Origin of the sequence: Pedobacter sp. N36a, from assembly GCF_014472395.1 — a bacterium.
Taxonomy (GTDB): Bacteria; Bacteroidota; Bacteroidia; order Sphingobacteriales; family Sphingobacteriaceae; genus Pedobacter.
This window is the reverse complement of sequence record NZ_JACSZW010000012.1, coordinates 38,859-60,442: the sequence shown is the minus strand read 5'-3', so window position 1 is coordinate 60,442 and position 21,584 is coordinate 38,859. Positions and strand designations below refer to the sequence as shown.

The 21,584-nt window shown below is 38.8% G+C and carries 11 protein-coding genes; all 11 read right to left on the bottom strand.

Translation table 11 applies throughout. From position 1 onward, the window contains the following. Window positions 1-63 precede the first annotated feature (63 nt). The 11 genes from H9X96_RS19855 to H9X96_RS19805 all read right to left on the bottom strand — a co-directional run bounded on the left by H9X96_RS19855 (window position 64) and on the right by H9X96_RS19805 (window position 21,571). A complete protein-coding gene (locus H9X96_RS19855) occupies window positions 64-2,922 on the bottom strand; it encodes a sugar-binding domain-containing protein (protein ID WP_187667952.1) in 2,859 nt (952 codons plus the stop codon). Between the two features lie 32 nt (window positions 2,923-2,954). Continuing rightward, complete coding sequence (locus H9X96_RS19850; protein ID WP_187667951.1) at window positions 2,955-4,055, bottom strand: hypothetical protein; 1,101 nt, start codon at window positions 4,053-4,055, stop codon at window positions 2,955-2,957. Between the two features lie 47 nt (window positions 4,056-4,102). After that, window positions 4,103-5,233 (bottom strand): hypothetical protein, encoded by a 1,131-nt coding sequence (locus tag H9X96_RS19845; protein WP_187667950.1) that lies wholly within the window; start codon window positions 5,231-5,233, stop codon window positions 4,103-4,105. Between the two features lie 99 nt (window positions 5,234-5,332). Beyond that, entirely contained in the window at window positions 5,333-6,997 is a 1,665-nt protein-coding gene (locus H9X96_RS19840) for a DUF1735 domain-containing protein (RefSeq protein WP_187667949.1), read from the bottom strand. Between the two features lie 11 nt (window positions 6,998-7,008). Beyond that, window positions 7,009-8,850 carry a RagB/SusD family nutrient uptake outer membrane protein gene (locus tag H9X96_RS19835; protein ID WP_187667948.1) on the bottom strand — a complete coding sequence of 614 codons (1,842 nt, stop codon included), beginning with the start codon at window positions 8,848-8,850 and terminating at the stop codon, window positions 7,009-7,011. A gap of 20 nt (window positions 8,851-8,870) precedes the next feature. Next, window positions 8,871-12,008 carry a TonB-dependent receptor gene (locus tag H9X96_RS19830; RefSeq protein WP_187667947.1) on the bottom strand — a complete coding sequence of 1,046 codons (3,138 nt, stop codon included), beginning with the start codon at window positions 12,006-12,008 and terminating at the stop codon, window positions 8,871-8,873. A gap of 110 nt (window positions 12,009-12,118) precedes the next feature. Next, entirely contained in the window at window positions 12,119-14,140 is a 2,022-nt protein-coding gene (locus H9X96_RS19825; RefSeq protein WP_187667946.1) for a glycoside hydrolase family 97 protein, read from the bottom strand. A 245-nt stretch (window positions 14,141-14,385) separates the two neighbouring features. Then, window positions 14,386-15,978, bottom strand: a complete 1,593-nt coding sequence (locus H9X96_RS19820) for a discoidin domain-containing protein (protein WP_187667945.1) — start codon at window positions 15,976-15,978, stop codon at window positions 14,386-14,388. Window positions 15,979-16,793: 815 nt separating this feature from the next. Further along, window positions 16,794-18,329 carry a sulfatase gene (locus H9X96_RS19815; RefSeq protein WP_187667944.1) on the bottom strand — a complete coding sequence of 512 codons (1,536 nt, stop codon included), beginning with the start codon at window positions 18,327-18,329 and terminating at the stop codon, window positions 16,794-16,796. 15 nt (window positions 18,330-18,344) lie between these two features. Then, window positions 18,345-19,745: an alpha-L-fucosidase gene (locus tag H9X96_RS19810; RefSeq protein ID WP_187667943.1), complete on the bottom strand. Its 1,401-nt coding sequence runs from the start codon at window positions 19,743-19,745 to the stop codon at window positions 18,345-18,347. Between the two features lie 59 nt (window positions 19,746-19,804). Then, window positions 19,805-21,571, bottom strand: a complete 1,767-nt coding sequence (locus tag H9X96_RS19805) for a RagB/SusD family nutrient uptake outer membrane protein (protein WP_187667942.1) — start codon at window positions 21,569-21,571, stop codon at window positions 19,805-19,807. Between the last annotated feature and the right edge of the window lie 13 nt (window positions 21,572-21,584).

Sequence of the window (21,584 nt, the reverse complement as noted above, 5' to 3'; positions counted from 1 at the left end):
TGTAAATTCTCCATCAATAACCATACATCAAAATAAATCCTGTACCTTCATTATTCACTTTTTTCAATCTTCATAAGAGATGTTCTTTACTTCTTTGATCTCTTTCGAACTGATATCCTCTGTAAACAAATCATATAAAGATTGTTTAGATATTTTGTTAAATGGATTAAAATCTGGAGAAGACATATATTGAATCAAACTGTTATAAAATTGTCGAGCCTCTGGTTTGTCCATTACTGCATCCAGATCTGACATACATACCAATAACTTACCTTCGCCAACTTTAAATTCAAAAACAAGTCCTAAACGATGGTTCCTTTCTATATTGTCTATCACCTGAACTACAGGTTTATATCCAGAAGGCAAGCGGTCCATGATCAATGGATAACTATGTTTAATGATAGGATACCATTGCCAATTGGTATGGGCGTCCGTAGGAAAATTCTTGAACAATGGATGCTTCGGATCAGTAAGAATACCTAAAGTTCCCGGCGATACTGGTTTACCAATCCGATCACAGATACCTTTGAACATACTAAAATTCCAATAGTCTGTCTGAAACAATCCTCCAACGGTATGATCAGGATAATCTTTTTTTTGTGGAAACCATAACACGTCTTTACCATTTTCCAACTCTACCATCATCCTTTCATCCATTTTTTTGGACACATAAATATCTTTTTTCTTTGTTACAATCGGATTATTCGGATATATCCAAAGCGGATATCTATTTCTATAGTCAGTTCCTTCTAACGCTAAGGTCAACAATAACTCTTCTACATTCTTGATTGTAGATATGTTAGGGCGAATTGTTCCTAATTCCAACACTCCTTTTGAATCGTTTTCAATCAAAATCTGGCCACTGTCAATCTTTTTACCAGATTTGCTTTCTAGTGTCCAGATCAAGTTTTTATTTTTTATAGTAGTATTTGAATAATTGGCAATTTTTAGCTTCCCAAAAAGCGTTTCCGTATCGGTCCAGCAAAACTTATCCGTAACAAACAAAGGCACCACATCATTGCAAAATTCTTTCCATTCTGTTGATGTGATTAATCCTTTGTTATCCATAAAAGCATCGAGTATACCAACATAAGCAGATCCCTGACCAGGATAATCCTGAATATCCAATAACTGAAAGCCTCCAAAACCTTTGGTCCTCAAATCCATTTCAATATCGGCTTTGTAAAGCATAGCAGCCCAACGTCCCGATGCCCTAAAAAAATCGTTAGCCTGATCAGCCATGCCCGCCGCCTCGAGACGTTTACGAAAGATTGAAAAATTATCTGGTCGCAAGACCCCAGTGTATTTTTCCACCTCCTTGAAATTAGGATATACCTGAAATTGTCCGGTTTCGTGACTGATAACAGGAACAGTTAAAGATGAAATGGCAGCAGAAAAATCAACACTAGAACTGGGGTAGGTATTGTTGAGAATCCCTCCATCCGGTGCATCGGCAAAAGAAAAAGATCCCCGAGTATGCTTCTCATACAAGTTACCATTGCCTATTCTACAAGTAACCAGATAATCCTCACCTGGCACCTGGCCCTTGAAACCTAAGAAATTATTTGAACCTAAAGCATAGAGATGTCTATTGTCAACTTTTCTGAATTTCTCAACAAATTCCTGCATCAGATCGAGATCTCCTGAAAGCTCATTACCTAATGCAAACATAACAAACGAAGCATGGTCGCCATACGCCTGTTGAATGCAAATCCCTTCTTTAGACAAAAAATTTGTTAGATACTCTTCGTTTCGCTTCAAACCACCCCAAAAGGGCAATTCAGGTTGCAGATATATGCCCAAAGTATCCGCAGCATCAAAGCAAGCCTTTGGTGGACACCAAGAATGAAATCGGACATGATTAATTCCATATTCCTTGCAGATCCGAAAATAACGCTGCCAGGATTCCAGATCCATGGGAACATGTCCCGTTAACGGAAAAACGCAGGCATCATGCTTTCCTCTTAAAAATGTAGGCTGTCCATTGATGGCAAATTGGGTGCCTGAGGCCGTAAAATCCCGCAGCCCAAAATTCACCACCTGTTTGTCATGACCTTTGATCTTTGCTTCCATAGAGTATAGCGCCGGAGTAAATTCACTCCATAGTAGAGCATCTTTTCCCAAGGGATATTCTACCATATATGTGCCTTTATCTTTTTCCAAACCGACCTTAACCACTGCTACATCGTGAGAATGCGCGGTATTCCAAGCTTTCGCATGTAATTCCAGCTGCATGCCTTTTCTTAAACTAGCAGGATTAGCAATTTCAATAGTTAGCTGTGCCCTCTTCCGAAGCGCATCCGGAGAGACACTTAAAGACTGGATATGGATCAGATCCTTTGCTTCCAGAAATAGCTCACCTATGATTCCATTCCAGTTGGTCTGTGTGGCTTCCGTGTAAGCATGTGAACTTGAAAGCAGCTGTTTTGGAACACTCTGTCCATTATCCACCATGATCGTAATATGATGTCCACCAGGAGATAAGTGAGCCGAAAGATCGTATACCTGCATAGTTGAAATATTGTCATTGCTGTCAACAAGCTTATCATCTACCCATACCTTGGTCGGTTTGGTACGTTCTAAAGTCAGTGTTACCTGCTTTTTATCCCAAGTTTTCGGAATTGTTACCGACTTCCGATACCAAGCCTTGCCTACATATTTGTATTTCCGCGACAATTGTGAAGTTTCAGTTGTCACATTATTTTGTTTTCCCTTTTTGTTCGTATCAGTTGTTCCCGGAAGCATAATCTGATCTGCTAATAGCGTAAGGACATAATTGCCACTTGTCCCCTTAAGGGGATCATCAAACTGGAATTGCCAAGCACCGCTAAGATCTATCCGGGGTCGGTCTTCCTTTTTTTGACCAAAGGCAAAAAAGCTGTTGAAAACGAGCAAAAAGAAAATTAACGTAGTATATTTCATTTAGATAATTTTTATGACATAAATCTTTGTTCCTATTTAAATTCGATAACCGCTTCATGTATATTTCCACCTTTTAGTTTAGTTATCTGGGTTTGCCAGTCCGGTATCCATATATATTTCTTTTCTCCTTTATATTCCGCTTCAACTAAAAAACTGAACCAGTACCTATAAGGGAATTCATCTTTAGGTGGTATGCCGATATCATCATGATCTACATGGTATAATTTATAGACATTGGGAATATCGACATGTCCAACTTTATCTGTAGAAAAGGTACGAAATGCCTTAGGGTATACATCCCTGTTATTCTTCTCGCCGCCAGCCCTTGTGCCATAAAACTTGACAGTTACATTCTTTTTGGTCTTTCCTTTTACCAATACCTTAATCCGAAGCTTATCGGGAAACACCTTCCTATTTAAGTCTTTTTCCATCTGTTTTTGCTGGGCGGTATAATTGAATAGAGCAGAACAATATTCATCCCAGACACGGTCCTGTGCGTAGCGCATAATACTTTGGGGAGGAGTCAGATCTATGTGATTTATAGGATTATCCTTGGCTTTAATCATATATTGATAAATGTCTGTAGCACCGCGAAAATGACCAAATTCATGTCCCAGATCTCCGTAAACCCCATGTTCAGGAGGTCTTTTAGAAAAAATATCTCCATTCTTCCGCTGTTCTTCGAAAGTTTTAAAACAGGCTACAACGGCTTGTCGACTTTTACCACTGCTACACCACATACCATTATTTTTTGCGTTCAAGGCAAAAAACACAACAAAATCAAATTTTATTGTATCCAATATGCCCGAAGCTTCTTTTATATTTTTATCATAATTATCTTGATCCCCCTGGTTATCATAAATTTTCAGTCCCGATGGAACAAAACGAAAATAATAATTGAATTTGTTGGGAGTGTCATTCCAAAAAGAAGTTGTATGGGCAAACATTTCTTCAAGATTCTTTTTAAAGATCTCTTCACCACCATATCTTACTAAATCTTCCTTTTCAACCCACACTTGGGCTCTATAGGTAATTGTATCTTTTTTGAGCACATTGTCTAAATGACTGGCAACGGAAATTTTGGCACAAAGACAGTAAACTATAAAAAGAAATAATGAAATATTTTTGGACATTGTTTAGATTTAAATTGGCTCACCATATAGTTGCTAGCCTTATTTGTTTAAAAAGCTATATTGGCCGTGTATGTATCCTTTCCTTCAAAGAAAGGCATCTGAACTTCATACTCTGGTAACCATGCATATTTTTTTGTTGTACCGGAAGAAACCTCCACCAAAAGACCAAACCAACGGCCATAGGGTAGATCTTCCGGAATGTTTGGAAATTTACCTTTGTCAGGAATGAAAAGGTTCTTGGTATCCCGCATGATAAATTTTCCATCAATATCTGTCTGCCCTGATAGGAATGCTGTAGGATAAATATCGCGGTTACGTCCACTAGCACCTGCCCTGGAACCATAAATTTTAACATCAAGCCCTCTTTTGGCTGTACCAGATACAGTCACGTTAATCTCGATATTTTTGGGATACATGCTTCCGAAAAAATCCAAGAATTCTTTACCTATCTGCTTTGCTGAACCAGCACGGTTAATACATGCTGCAGCATAGTCGCTCCATAAACCAGAAGCAGCATCATTCATAATACAAACCGGAGGATCGAACTTCTGATGGCTTACCTGATTATCATTCGCAGCAATAATATACTGATAAAGATCAGTTACGCCACGATAATGCCCTAGCTCATGCGTAAGCGTGCGAAAGGTATTATCATTGAAAATATCTTTTTTCTCAGTGGCGTTTGCAAAAACAGTTACTACAGATCGGTTGTCAGTACCACCACTATGCGCTGCTCCACCGTTTCCAGTCTCCCCATTATCCTGTATGCCATCAAAAAAAACCGTAACATCGTATTTGCTAAAATCCACAGGATCATTATATATTACTTTACGTAAGGTAGCACTCTGTGAAGAACCTTCATAAATTTTCATATCAGTAAAGGTATAGCGATATTTTTTCTTCAGCTTCCCTTTAGAACTTTCATTCCAATAGCTCGTAACTTTCTTAAATAATTCGTTCATTTTTGAACTGACAATACGTTCACTCCCACCCAAATGCGCTTCAACACTGGCTTTATCGACATAGACTAATACCTTAAATTCAAGTTCATCTGATGGAGTTAATACAGGAGGATCTCGATCCGGCTTGGGATCGGGACCTACAGATGATGATTTTCCACATCCATATATCGAGAATACAACAAGTATTCCTCCAATAAATAAGACAAATTTCTTCATAACTATAATTATTGATTATTCAACTTATATTTTTTGACTATAATTAGGTATGCCCCCGTCCAATTATACAAACATCAGGAAGACATACCATTAGCGTAATTAACGCTGGCTAACAAACATCTGATTCAGACACAACACTTTGCCTGTGGTTTGATACCAACTTTCATACAGAGATATCCGTATATACCTTTTGCTCTGCATTCCAAAGTCAAACCAGTGTACCATACCTTCCCAGTGATTGTTCCAACTATCTGTGCTACCTTTTAGTTCAGCTTCGGTAAAAGCATCCCACATTCCTGTCGTCGCGGAGTTGGGACCTAGTGTAGTCCAGCTGACATTATTATCGCTGACCTCTATTTTAACACGTTTTGGAGCGGGCTGCGTCCATTGCAACCTAGGCATTAATCCTAAGGAATTATACTGTTTATGTCCTTCACCCATATCAAATGTCAAAACAAAAGGTGTTGACCCATCGACTCTATTATTTAGTTCTAGATATGTGTCTTCACTAGCATTACTAGGCCAAATGCCATTATATAATCTATTTAATTGACTGCTTTTATCTGCTGCATTTGCACTATAAGCTGCTATACTCCACAATTTTCTATTCAGCAGTGTTCCATATCCTGGAGCACATTGTCTAACATTGATCGTTTTCGTCAATTTTGTCGATTTATCCACAACTGTGATTTTTGCAAAACGCTCACGATGATTTACCGAATTCACTTGATTTACGTTCAAATAGATCTTTCCATCAGCTTTTGTTGTTACATTAGCCCATGACTGATCAGAGGAAATCTCTATTTCTACACCTTCAGCTGTAGCGATCACTTTATCATTTAGCAGCTGTGAAGGAACAATAATTTCATTTTGTTGAAAGTAATCTCCTGTCCATTTGATATCGTCAAGATTTCCCTTTGAAATGGTCAGTTTTACGTATGCAGATTCATCCACTTTCACCTTAGTATTACTGGACATTAGTCTAACAGGAATCACCCACTTCCCTCTAGGCATTTTAGCCACGTCAAGTATCAGAAAACTTTCTGCATATTGTTCTCCTGAAGGAATAGTAAGATCATCTTTAAAGCTATAGTACTTCGTGTCAAGGGCCTTCTCTTCTACGGAAAGCAGGCTAAGATCTGTCGCATACGATACACTAAGGTCCGTTGGTGATTTAACATCGAGCTTAGCTGTCAGATTCAATTCGTATTTTTCCGGAGCATTAGTCGAAAAATCAAGTGAAAAGACTCCCTTTTTCTCACTATCTATCGTAAGAATAGGCTGTTTTAAGGTAATAGCCAAAATCAAATTAGATTTTTCTACATTGACTTTCCCACCTTCAGTCCTACTATTTATACGTAATGGGATATAATATGTCCCATACCCATGATCCTTGACGATGTCGGCAACTTTTAGCATTAACGGTACTGAAGTCTCATTCACCGCTGCCGCTATCTCAAAATCCTTTTCCAACGTGAAATACTTTTCATTGAGCATTTCGTAATCGGTATTATGCGACTCATTATATGTATCCAGATATGTAGCATCTAATGACAGGCTACCATCAAATTCACCCTGAAAGTAACCCGCTTTATGAATCCAGATTTCATGTGTATAATTGTCCTCATTCATCACCGTAATTGTACCAGCTTGAAGATCGCTCTTCGGTAAATAGATCGAGTCAGGGATCATATCGTCAAACCTAGTGTCCTTGCAGGCTGAAACGGACAATACAGCAAGGAATAATATTAAATACTTTTTCATTTTTTTCGCATTTACCATTTATAATTCTGTACTAAGGAAAAATTCTTATTAAGATCGTTCTGCGGAATTGGATATAAATAATAGCTAGGTGTAAAAATTCTCTTCTCAAGTACTGAACGTTTAAAAAAATCTACTGGATAGCTATTTGATCCACGAGTTCCGCTAGCTTTAATATTCATGCCGTGGATTGCACCTTTTTCGGTCTGCTCGGCAATCAGCCACCTTCGGTTATCGTAAAAACTCATTCCCTCAAAAGCAAATTCAATACGGCGTTCTCTTCGCAATAGATCGATAAGCTTTTCTCTGTTACCCAGGGCTTCGGGATAAGCTTGTTCTATATTTGGAAGCCCAGCCCGCTCTCTGACCATATTCCAATACTTAAATAAATTAGCATTAGATAGGTCGCCCATTTCAATGCTTGCTTCGACATAATTCAGAAGAATTTCAGCATACCGCATATAGGGTACCTCTCGTTGAACATTTTTGGTTGGACTTGCTTCGTATTCGGGCATGGCCAGTTTCACCATATTATATCCTGTCGAAAAATAATTATGGGAGGCATCAGAGCCATTGTTCCCATTTTTGAACATTTCCACATATATTCTTTCTGACGATTTATTAGGTATAAACCAGGATATCCCACCATACAAAACTGACACATAAAACCGAGGCTCACGATTAACATACATGTTAAAGGTACTACGTTGCACTTTTTCTATGGGATGAGTAAAACTTGTGAATCCTATCTCACTATAACCTGACTTCGAATCGATATCTGGCATATTACGGTCGGCATCTAGATATCCCTTAATTGGATATCTTCCGGTGTTCATTGCATACAGATCGACCATTTCCTGTGTCGGATTATATCCCCCTCCCCAACCGCCAATACTACTTGGGGCTAAACGCTTATCTATATAACCGTCATCTGAAAGGTAGGAAAATATCATCTCTTTATTTTTGGCTGTGGTAAAAATTGATTTATAGGAAGCATATGGATCGATCGCTCCATTAGATGCATTTACTTTGACCAAATTGTAGTATCCTAATTTAATAACGTCTTCCGCTGCATCTCTGGCTAATTTCCATTTGTTTGGATCTTTTGTTGTAGGAAACAATACTTTTCCATCAGGATTTCTTATCCCAGCATACATTGGATTTCCATTAAACTGATCACTAGCCGACTGTAGCAGAATTCTTGCACGATATGCTAAAGCAATAGCCTGACTCATGCGAGCATAGTCATTTCCCTCTTCTACTATGGGTAAATGATTATTATTTGACATAGCCATAAATTCGGATGTAACCCATTCCACACATTCATCCCAGCTATTCCGTGGACGTTGCATATCAATGGAAGTAAAATCAGGAAGTTCATCTCCTAACAGTATGACGGGGCCATACATACGCATCAACTGTGCATAAAAATATGCCCGTAACGTACGGGTTTCTGCGCGCCACTGTTCGCGCGTTTCTGAATTAAGCTCGCTCTCGGGACATTTATCAAGATTTTGAAGAAAGTAGTTCGCTTCTCTAATTGCCTGATAGAAAGTATTCCATTTATCATAAGGGGCAGCAGATGCAGTCCAGGTTCCTAAGTCAAATGTTGTAACATTGGTATATGCTACATCCAAATCACTTGTAGAAATCATCTCAGGCATGGAAGATGGATTAGATTTCCTAACATAAGAATATATACCATACATCGCGTTTTGTGTGGATGAATAGGTGGAAAATATCTGTTCAGGAGAACGTAGATCTTCAGGCGTTGTATCTAGAAATTTCTCACACGAGCCCAAAAATACTGACATGGTCATTAGGAAAAATAATCTTTTAATATATTTATATTTCATTACGAATATTTCTTTACGGTTTATAAATTTATATTAATACCAAAATTAAAAATACGAGAAGGGGGATATTTACGTCCATCTGTGGATCCCAATTCGGGATCAAATAATTTAATATCCGGTGCCCAGGTTAATAAATTAACACCTGATGCATATATCCTTAAATTCTGTAGATGGAGTCTATTACTCCAAGTCTTCGGTAGCGTATAGCCAACTTCAAGATTTCGTAAACGAATAAACGATGCATCACGTGTCCAAAAAGAGGATGTCTTAGTATTATTATTGCTTGCATAATCAACTTCACTTAGTCTTGGATAACGAGAATTAGGGTCAGGATTTTCCAAAGACCAGTGATTATTAACCACGTCTTGGTTAAAATTATCTAAATATGCATATGGATTACTAAATGGATGTAAACTTTCTCCTTGCTCCTGTATGGTTACTCTCCCCGTTCCTTGAAAAAATATAGAGAAATCAATACCTTTCCAACCAATAGATCCGCCAAAACCATAGGTTATTTCTGGAATATCAGTTATCCCGATCGGAATTTTATCAAAATCATTGATCACACCATCACCATTAATATCCTGGTATTTTATATCTCCCGGGCGCAAACCACTGTGGAGTGCTTCGCTAAATTGAATCGGACTACGATCGATTTCCTCCGCCGAACTAAACAACCCTAGTGATTGATAACCATAATTCTGGTAAATCTTCCTGCCAACGGTATTCATATAAGGGTATTTGTTAATTGCATCTCCATTTCTAAGGATCTGATTAGACGCATAAGTAAATGTTCCACGTCCTGTTAGGAATACTTCACCAACTCTATCATTGTATTCAAACGAAGAGTCAAATCCCCAACTTTTCATTTTTCCGATATTAACCATAGGAACCGTTTGTAAACCTACGTATGCCGGAATATTATTATTTCGGACAAAAATATGATCGCGTACGTCATGATACCAATCAGCCTGAATATCAATCTTATTTAGAATCCCCAGATCAAAACCTAAATTCTTTTTAGTTGACACCTCCCAACCTACGTTTGGATTTGGTATCTCATTGGCACGTTCACCGCTAGTTTTATTATAATTACCATAAACATAATTATCTGTACTAGCTACAGTTCCTAAATAGATAAATCTAATTCCACCGCCTATTTGGTCATTTCCTACGCGCCCGATAGATGACCGAACCTTGAGTTTAGATACTACATCTTTTAGTGGTTCGAAAAACTTCTCGTTGGATATATACCATCCTATAGCCAAAGAAGGGAAAAATCCCAAACGATGACCGGGGGCAAAATTTTCAGATCCATTATATCCAAAATTCCCTTCAATAAAATATCTTGTATCGTAATCATACGTAAAACGTGCCGCCAATCCTTGATTTTTATATGGCAAAGAATTAATTGCTGAACTCGCCGTATTGGCTTTTGCACGTTGATTGAAAAGTAATAATCCGCCAACACGATGTTTTCCGAATAATCGGTTATAGTTAATAGAGGATTCTAAATAAGTGGCATTAGTTCCTCCTGAGCTGTTCTCAAACCAAGGCCCTCCTTTTCTTATATCTGGAGTATTAAAAATGAGATTACCTTCATTATCACGTCCGGAAGCAAGCCAAATATCATCTTGCTGAGTATATTTATTGTTATGCCAAGCGTCTGTATCGAAGGCAAATTTCACATTTGCTTTCAATCCTTCTGTTATTGAAGACAAATTCTGGTCTAAAGATATTAGAGCATTTAATGTACTTTGCCAATTATTAGAATACCCTTCCCTTGTCACTCGGTAATAAGGATTACGCTCTACCCCACCTCCCCAATATCCATTCGAGTAACGAATCGGAAACGCATTAGGAACCATAAAAAAAGACTTTTCCCAAATAAGAGATTGATTAGCAGCCTCCCTTTTCTGTGTAAGATAACCACCAAGAGTCAATCCCAATACTGTATTCTTGTGTAGATCAATATCGACATTTGATCGAAAATTATAACGCTTGAATGTAGGGTTACCGTTATAAGAATCTCCTCCAGACTTAAAAATTCCATCTTCGTGATAATATGCTGATGAAATAAAATATCTTGCTATTTCTCCTCCCCCAGTTACATTCGCTGTTACCCGCTGATTAGAGGTGGAGGGCTTAAACACCGCATCAATCCAATCAACGTTAGGATACAAATCTGGATCAGATCCTTCCTCATATTTTTGAATAACTTCGGGGCTATAAAAGTCATACCCCTTCATTTCGTTATACAACGTGGCATATTCAACAGAATTTGCCATTTTAGGAAGTTTAGTAGGGGCAACAATTCCTGCTTCGGAACGTATCGAAATTTTTGGTTTTCCTTCAGAGCCACGTTTGGTTTTTATTAAAACCACACCATTGGCACCTCTTACTCCATACAATGCTGTTGCTGTGGCATCTTTAAGTAGAGAAAAACTTTCAATTTCCTCTGGATCTAACAAATCAAGTGTACGTTCAACACCGTCAACTAGGATCAGCGGCGTCTTATTCGCTCCAAATGTAGATATGCCACGAATCCAAAACTCTGCTGAACTTCCAGGCTGCCCACTTCGCTGGATAGAAACGATACCACCAAGTTGCCCAGCCAGATTGGTTGAAATAGAAGAATTGGGGATTCTTAAATTACTGGGTTTAATCGTACTAATGGCTCCGATGACACTTTCTTTCCTTTGAGTACCAAAGCCCACAACTTGTATTTCTTGAAGGTCACTATCGTCTACTTTTAATTCGATTACAAGATTGTTAGCTGTACCTTCAACTACTATTTCTTGGGTTTTAAATCCTACATAACGTATGGATAAAATAATTGAAACATTTGTTGGAATATCTAGAGAGAACGATCCGTCGGCCTGCGTTGTGGTTCCTATGGTAGTATCCTTAATCCATACACTTACACCTACTAAAGGCTTATTGTCTTGTCCTACTACTTTACCTGTTAACTTTCTCGTCTTTTGGAACATTTGTTTACCATAGATTCTTACCGAATTTTCCTGCGTTAGGGGCGCACCATTAATTACAGAAGCATGAACACCTCCATAGGTCAATGAAGCAGAAAAAGCCAGGGCAAACAAAGAACCTTTTGGGACCCTCTTGAAAAAGAGCTTCTTCCCATTAATTCTTTTCATCATAATGTTAGTTTGAATGGTTATATTATGTAAATAATTGGTTGGTTTAAATAGGGTAAGGGCAAATTGAAGTAGGCAGGCCTAAAGTTTACAAGGCTTTTTCATAATGCCCTTTACTTTTTTTTAAGTTTCATTATAAACCCTCCTCCTGATGCGAGATGAGCATTGTAAACTTTACTTTCAGTTACAAGTACTTTTTTTACTTCACGTTTATAATCCTCTGCTACTTTATCCACATTAATTCCGTCTTTGAAGATTTCAGCTTCGTAGCTTCCGGCTTCTAAAAAGGAAAGATCCAGCACAATATCTCGAGCTGTCCAGTCGGTCAATGCACCGACGTACCAGGTATCTCCTTTACGCCTTGCGATGGCTACATATTCCCCAATCTTGGAATCCAAAGGAATAACCTCATCCCATACGGTTGGTATAGCCGCAATGAATTTGGTACACTCAGGTTCTTTGATATAATTCGATGGAGCATCACAGAGCATATTTAATGGAGATTCAAACACCACATATTCCGCTAATTGACGACAGCGTGTTCCCTGGCTCATTGGTTCGGTATACACCGTACGGAAATTATCTTTGTTGGCATTCCGCATAGCACCTTGGGTGTAATCCACAGGTCCCGCCACCATCCTAATGAATGGCATCGTTACATCATATTTTACTTGATCCAGTTCGGGTTTAGCCCATTTCATTTCCTCCAGCCCATGTACACCTTCAAAATTGATTGTGTTAGGAAATGTGCGCTGAAGTCCAGTGGGTTTTGAAGTACCATGAAGATCGATAAGCAGGCGGTGCTTGGCTCCCGCTTCAGCCGCCCTATAATTGAAATCTATCATCTGTTGATCATCTCGATCCATAAAGTCAATCTTAAATCCCTTGACTCCCATACTAGCATAATGCTTGCAAATTGCATCCATATCCTTGTCAAAAGCTTTGTAGCCTGCCCATAAAATAATTCCTACATTGCCTTTTTGGGCATAACTGATAAGATCAGGCAAATTAATCTGGGGCACGACTTGGAAAAGATCAGCTTTTCCCTCAACAGACCAACCTTCATCCAAAATGACATATTCAATTTTATTTTTGGCTGCAAAATCTATATAGTATTTGTAAGTTTCATTGTTTACCCCACTGTTGAAGTCAACATTGTATACATTCCAATTATTCCACCAGTCCCAAGCCACCTTTCCAGGCTTTATCCAGCTAAAATCGCTGAACTTAGCGGGGGTTGCCAGTTTATAAACCATGTCATTGTCCAACAGCTGCTGGTCTTTAGAACTGACTATTGCTACTCGCCAAGGAAATGCGCGTTGTCCAGCGATCTTTGCAATATAATTTTCCCTACTTTTGACGACTCCTTTAAGTCCTTTAACTTCTGTCACCACATGTTTGGGATAGGGTGCGAAGAGACCTGACAATCCACCGGCGACTGTATTTTTGGTCAGATACATTCCTGGATAATCAATTAGATCAGCTTCTGTGATGCATATTTTTTTTCCATTTTCTCGATCCAAAAGCAAGGGTAGCATGCCGGGTTTACCGTCATTCCATTCTGAAATCCGAATATGATTATATGTGTTTTGGAACGAACTATAAAACGGGTCTTCCACGCCGTTATTAAGTCGTCCCTTTGGAGTTGCAATGTACGCTTTCGAATCATTGCCTATGTTAAAACTCGCTTCTTCTGAAATAATCACAAAAGGTTTTTTTTCGTTTGATACAAAACGATAAGCAACGCCATCATCATAAGCACGAAAAACTACACTATAATAATCTTTAAAGTCAAGTGTCAGTTCATTGTATTCATCTTTAATCACCTTCTTGCGGTAAACGGGAGGATGGATCAAATCTTTATGCGATGTACGGCTTACCTTTCTTAGTTTGGGATCGTGTCCCCAAACTCGTCCATTTCCAAGGTCTAGCGATATACTCGAAGGTTCAAGCATACGTTCTTCTCCATTGTACAACGTCCAAGATAACTTGGTACCTAAGGCGACACTTACGTGATTTAAGCCTGAAGGACTTTTAAGTTCGAATTTCTCTTGAGCATTGGACAGGGATACTGACATGGCTAAAACACTAAACAACATAGCTCGCCAATGGGTTTCTTTGGTTATCTTAATCATTGAATACAGTAAATATTTGGTTTCTTAATTACTGCCAAATGTACTTTTCAAGCTTTTTGAGAGATAATAAAATAGTACAAAAAAACGGTAAAATCGTACATCTAAACATACCAATGCACGATTTTACCTTTCAACCATTTTATTTAGGCAAGTAATACAGAACGAAAGCAGAAAATAAAATTAGGCAACAACAATACTGTAGAAAATACGCTTGTGATAATTTCCATACAGAGATTTAGATATATTTAAAACGCACCAATTTCCGAAAGGCACGCATTTGATCCTCCCGAATCATGATTAGATGTGATAATGATTTTGAAATATTGCGCCAGCCTATTCGTTGGAAGCGTTATTGATTGTCCACCATTATAATTTTGCAATTGAAACTGTCCCAAGTTCACCCAATCAAGATTATTTATGCTTGTCAAAATTTCGATGTCTTTCAACCTGCGACCATAGTCACGTTGAACAAAGTAAAATCCATGTATTGTTTTTGCTGCTTTCATATCCACCTCTATATAGTGCGGGAAATTCGCCGCAGGAGATGCCCATCTAGAATGCCAAAAAGTCTCTGCATTGTTATCGAAAAGCTTATAACCACTATTTGCCGACTCCTCCGAACTTAAAACCACCGTCCAGTTTGCTCTGTTGAACACAGTCTTTACACCAAAATCTAATGATGGGATATTATTGATATACTTATATGGAAAAGTCAATCCCGAACGTGCACCATTTTGATGGTTGACAATTACGGATAGAACGTAATTTTCAATATTTTTTTCACGGATTTCATTTATCGGCATACTCACACTGAAGCTATCTACGCCAATTGGTGTTGTCACCCAACTTGGCGCTGTATATCCACCAGAATTGTTACTGGGAATGTGATTGAATGAAATTTCGTTTACGGGATTACCCGATTTAAACCTACCAGAAACGATGATATTGCCATTTTCATATTTTGCATATATCCTCTTAGTGATCAAATTAGGATCTGCGTAAAAAGTTCCTGTTATAGTACTGAAGAGCTGTCCCTGGATAAAGGATGCGCAACTCGAATGTGTAAGGAACGTTGGCTGTGCTCCATACGTATAGTTTCCTCCTCCCATCAGGGAAGTACCCATAGAAGGATCATTCTTTTCAGAAGCCTTTTCCCCGCTGTGACCAGCATTCATTGCATGTCCTAGCTCATGGAGCAATCCTCCAATCCACTTCATTGCCTCGAAGCCGACAGCACCTGCTTGCCCTAAGTTATTTGCGTCCATCCCAGGGTAATCTAATGCAAAACAGTATCCAGGCCATGAGCTGGTCGCTCCACTTCCATGAAATGGCATCTTTACAAAATTCTGCACTCTGTCTGGATCCGTCTCATTAGTGGCTGTAACGATTAGAATGTGCTTACTGGTCATTTCTTCCGGATTATTTTGAAAATATTGATCAACTTCCGCCTTAATTAGGGCATCATTATAGTTCCAGCCATTTCCCTGAGCAGCTTGGCCCCGAATGGTAATAATCTTTACCAGTTGCTTTTCATCATCTTTTAATAATCCAAATGTCCTTTCACCATAGCCCCAATGAACCATCCATTTTTTAAAAAAGGCCTGACCGTCTATCAATATTTTACTGAGTCTTCTTTGGTAGTCCTCATTTGGATTAACATCTGATGGAATAAAATATACAACATTCAAATTATAAGGATGGATTGAGGTATATAACGTATCTACCGAACTCTGAGATTGCTCAGTATCATTATACTCCACCGAAACACTCGTATTTTTTTTGCAGGATACCGCAAACAAGAATAATACGACTAAAGCTAATCTAATTGGTTTTTTCATGGTCTAGTTTTTAAAGGTTTATAATAATCGTTTAATAAATGACTTCTTCTATCCGAATTCCCCTACTAAATGCGTTGCTATTTAACCTCGGATGCCGCAGAGCTACACATCGATACATTAAACGTAGTTGTCGTTTTTTAAAACGACGTTGTTGTTAAATATTTACTATTTGTTTTATCTTGAGCGATCGAAAAGTTTATTTAGATAATCTTTCATGATTGGTAATTGAGTATTCTGCGACAATTCAAAAATACCTTTCCCTAAATTTCGGAAACAGTAATTATGTACAAATAATTGGTAATATTGTACATTACTCTGGTTAAGAATTTTTATAAACTTTACCTTCCAATCTAACCTTACAGATGATTAGATCGCTAATGATATGCCCAGGTATTTTGATTTTCTAGGCATTACCCAATACATGAATAATAGCAGAAAGGGGATCTGGTGCTAATGGGTAAAACGAGCAACAAAAAGCAGTAGGGAAAGGGTATGTCCGCAATCTGAATTTTACATTCCCAGAATACACAGTCTTTGATGCCGCCATGAAGGTGTAAAATAAACTGTCGTACGTTTGTATAAATAAAAAACGCATGGAATAAGGCCGATAAACTGTTGGTAATAAATAACGGTTGACGCGTTTTGCTCCCATGCGTTTTTACATCTTAAAACTGAATAGTTCGGTAGGCTAAGAGCCTGTGTATGCGACGATAGTTTTATGAGATGTATAATTGTTTATTCAATCTTAAAATTATGAAATTTAGGCAAAGCTCCATTCCTATTTGATTAGCAAGATCAAAAACTCACTTATTAGATCAATTTCCTAATAATTCATTTGGAAAAGGAACTCTTAGGCCTGTTTTCTTAAAACTTGGTAATTGGCCGCCTCTCTCTTTCAGTCTTTTTGTCAATAATGCGGCTAAAGTTTTAACTTTTTTTGGGTATTTCGTAGACAAATCATACTGCTCACTGATGTCTTCTTTAATGTTATACAATTCTAGTTTACCAAATTTCTGAAAATAAATCAGCTTCCAGTCTCCTTGTCTGATCGCAGTCAGCCAGCTCACATTTTTATCATCTTCACTGGCCGTCCATTTATTAGGGAAATTCCAAACCAGTACTTTTCCCTGATCACGCTTCCCCTTGATAAACGGAACCATACTCTGACCATCTACCGTCTGCACAGTTTTATACTTCTTAATCCCAGCCATCTCTAGCAAAGTCGGATAAAAATCCTCAATGACCACGTACTGATCATTACTCGTATTTGGCTTGGTTACACCAGGCCACCTGATCATCATCGGCTCACGAATTCCTCCCTCATATAAAGATCCTTTTCCTGCCCGCAAGGGTAAATTCTGCGTATCTATTTTTCCCATTCTCGGAGCACGGGAAAAACCACCATTGTCAGACATGAACACAATAATTGTATTATCTGCAAGATGATTTTCATCCAGGTAGCCCATCAGGTCTCCCAAACTTTTATCCATACCTTCCACTAAGGTAGCATAGGCTGCCTCCTGCCGAGTTAAACCCATTTTTGCATACCGCTGCAAAAATCGCTTATCCGCATCAAAAGGAAGGTGAACCGCAAAATGAGACATATACAAAAAAAAAGGTTGCTGCCTAATCCTGGCGGTATCTAAAGCCAGTAAAGCCTCGCGTGTTAAGGCTTCTGTTAAAAATGTACCAGTTCCCCAATATTTTTTTAATCCAGGAACAGCTCTTAAGTTAGCTTTACCTCCTATATTCCCATAATTTTCCTCTGAAAGAAAGGAGGCCGGATTACCCGCAGCACTTCCCGCTATGTTTTTTTCAAAACCAAGGTTTAGGGGATTAGCACCAGGCGTTTGATCAGCTCCAAAATGGGCCTTACCACATTGAATGGTATAATAACCATGGTCTTTCAACAACTGAGGTAATGGAGTGACAAACAACGCATGTGCTGTTTCCTTATCCGGACTCAGTCCATTTACATTCCACTGAGGCGCCACCAATATACTATCATTTGCTGCATCGGTCGACTGATCTTTAAACATCGTCCAGTTAGTGACCCTATGTCTGACCACATTGGTTCCTGATAGTAAGCTTACCCTGGATGGAGTGCATATGGAATTCGCATAAGCCTGGGTAAACTTAACACCACTTGCAGCCAACTTTTCCATATTCGGAGTATGAAATTTCTGATTTGCCAAGGTTGTTTTATTCCAGAAAGGAACTGAGGTATCCTGCCATCCCATATCATCTACCAGAAAAAAAATAATATTAGGCTTTTCCTGTGCACAAATACTCCTATGACTAGAGAGGACTATTAAAAATATTAAACCTAGTTTTCTAAAAAAACACTTCATATCTATTTTATTTAATTAATAAATTCCAAACTCCGTAATCTGGAAAGCGCCAACAGCTACATTAATTACCAAACGAACCTTAGTCGCTGTTATTGGTTTTTCCAATAAATGGATAAACTTATTCCCTACAGAAAAGCCATTGAACGCTTTCTCCCATTTTCCATTCGAGAAGTACTCGATACTGAAACTTCTAATTCGTTGTCCGTCGGCAATCTCTTCTTGAATCACAAACTGTTTTATAGTTGTGGCTTTAGATAAATTCAATTGCAAAACCTTTTTACTTCCTGAGGTTACCGCAATGGGATTTTCAAACCGACTCTTAATCTCCGCTCCAAATTCCTTTAAGCGTTTAACATCTGCTTCAGGTAGTAATCCACGGTTATCCGGAGTCAATCCAAGGATTAGCGTAGAATTTCGCCCTACCGATTTATAATATATATCAAGTAAATCATCCAAAGGAAAAATATGTTGTTCATCATTGGGTTCCCAAAACCATTCATGCCTGCCATTATATCCCCTAAGCGGTGCGTCTGCCATGGCCGGCATCCAATACTTACCGTTGACATCCCCATGTTTTAACAATTCAAAGTTATTTGCTGAAATTCCTTTATAGGTACTTTCTCCAGAACCGGTAGATGGATAAGTAAAAGTAGACCAGCATGGGTAACTTACCTTCCCAGATTCTGAGCCTCCCCACCTTGCTTCGGCAAGCTGATCGTTATGATAAAACAGACAATTGGGCTGGTATTTTTTTACTATAGGCAAAACATCCGGTGCTCCTTTTTCCGGACCGCTGGCACCACCATCGAACCAGATCTCAAACAAATCACCATAATTGGTGCAAATCTCTTTCACCATACCTTCTACCATTGCATTATAGTATTGCTGACGTTTTTTTTGCATCTCTCCAGTTCCATCTACTATAAAATCATGAACCCCTAGGAAAGAATTCCAGCGAATCCCCAGGTATATGCCTGGTTTTAATCCATACTTCCGGCAAGCTTCTACAAAATCCTTTACAATATCTGCTTTGCCATCTTTCCATTTTAAAGCTTTCAAACTATATGGATTTACATTGGACTGAAATAAAGCAAAACCGGTTTCGTGAGTAGCCGTAATAATGGCAAACTTTGCACCCGCATCTTTTGCTGACCGTACCCATTGTTCTACATCGAGACTTCCCGGATTGAAAATATTGTAATCCGCTACGGGTGTGATTCTGTTAGCTGACTGTGCATATTTTGACGGATCAAAGACATGCAGATCGTAATGAAATAACACCCCCAGTTCCGCCTTCTGCCAGGCCAGTTGCTGGGCATTTGGCTTAGGAAGGATTTGTGCCTGTGCAAAAGAGATCCTCATCATCAGCGCAATCATAAGCAGTCTTATAACTACAAAATGTATTTTATTCTTCATGAAATTTCAAGTTAAAGCAACATCCGGATGATGACCGGATGTTGCAGATAAAAGAGAGATTACCAGCCTGGATTTTGCGGCAATAATTTAGGATTTAAGGTCAGTTCATTTTGTGGAACAGGCGACAAATAGTCTCTGTTGAGATTAAATTTATAACCAGAACTCATGGCTCCTATATTTTGATAGAGCTCGATATACCCATTCGCATCCACAGGATAAGCATTGAGTACATTTGCAGGAAATAGCCCATTCCATTGATCGCGCTTAGCTCCTTTAGGTTTCCAGCCAACCAAAAGTTTATTTGCGGAAGCCCATCTAAAAATATCATCCTTACGGAAGCCTTCAACTGCCAGTTCTACTCTACGCTCCCGCCTCACTTCATTAATCAGCCCAGATAATTCCGGGAACTCCCAGTTTGGATCATTTTTTATCGCGCTGATAGTTAAGTTTGGCATACCCACCCTGTCGCGAAGTTTTTTGATACTTTTATCGATATCAGCTTGCGTCAGTGTTCCTAGTTCGGCCTTTGCTTCTGCAAAGTTTAGCAACACTTCTGCATAACGGAAGTAAATCAGACCGGTGTATCCTATGTTAGATATGTTCTGTTGCATCACTGGATCAGGATTTAACCCTTTATAAGATTGATAACCGGTAGCTGTTTTATCAGAAATGGCACCTGTAAATCCTGGAAGGGTAAAAATCTCAACAGGCAGACTTTGTAGTAAAGTGTGTTTGCCGTCTGGCGTACAAATTGTTTGGTTCAGACGAGGATCTCTGTTGGCAACTACCTGAAGCAGAGAATTGTCTCCTGAATATAAATTGTTCCCGGAAATCGGCTGTCCATCCGTACACAGATAAGTATCGACTAAATTTTTCGTGATCCCTCTTCCTCCTCCACGTTTAATCGTAATTACCCAGTTATTGCCAAAAGCAGGATTATCCGTAATCGAATATTTCCTCCAGAACATAATTTCTTTACTGGCGCTGTAATCAGACTGGTTGAATAATTTCCAGTAGCCAAAATCAACACCGGTATTGTCTAACTGATAAACATTTGAATTGATCAAAGCTTCCGAAACAGCTGCTGCCTTTTCCAGATACTTTTTACCATCAGATCCGTTTACACCAAAGGCCGTTCCGGCATGGTATTTTTCCCAGGCACCTTCATACAGGGCAATTCTGGACTGAAATGCCATGGCAATTTCTTTATTAATACGTTGTCCTTGCGCAAGTGCCTTTGTGGGAAGTAAAGCAATTGCCCGGTCAAGATCATTTAAAATGGAATCTGCAATGATGTTTCTTTTCAGGCGGGCACCATAGATTAGGTCCTGGTCTGTTACCGAAAGCGGAATATTTATCCATGGCACATCTCCATAGGCCTTCATTTTATCAAAATAAAACCAGGCCCTAAAAAATAGTGCTTCCCCAACAAATGGATTAACTGCAGCAGGAGCTGCCTGCACCCTATTGTAATTGGCAAGGAAATAATTGATGTTTCTTAGTTCAGACCATGACCAAGCCCCATCAGTAGCGGGCACGGTTCTTTCGCCATTGATCGCTCTATTATATTCACTAGTCAGGATCATATTGTCACTGCCCTGATCTGCATCCAGCCCATAAATACCTAGCGTATTGAACCCATTATAGGTTGGAAGCATACGGCTGTAAAATCCATTCACATAAAGCTGCAGGTCGCTGCTGGTCTTCCAAAATTGTGCATCGGTTATTTTATCCTGAGGAGTTAAGTCCAGGATCTGTTTTTTGCAACCTGTAAACAATAGGACTAAGCAGATGAAAATACCTGCTGCGTGATTTATATTTTTCATTTTGTACAGTTAA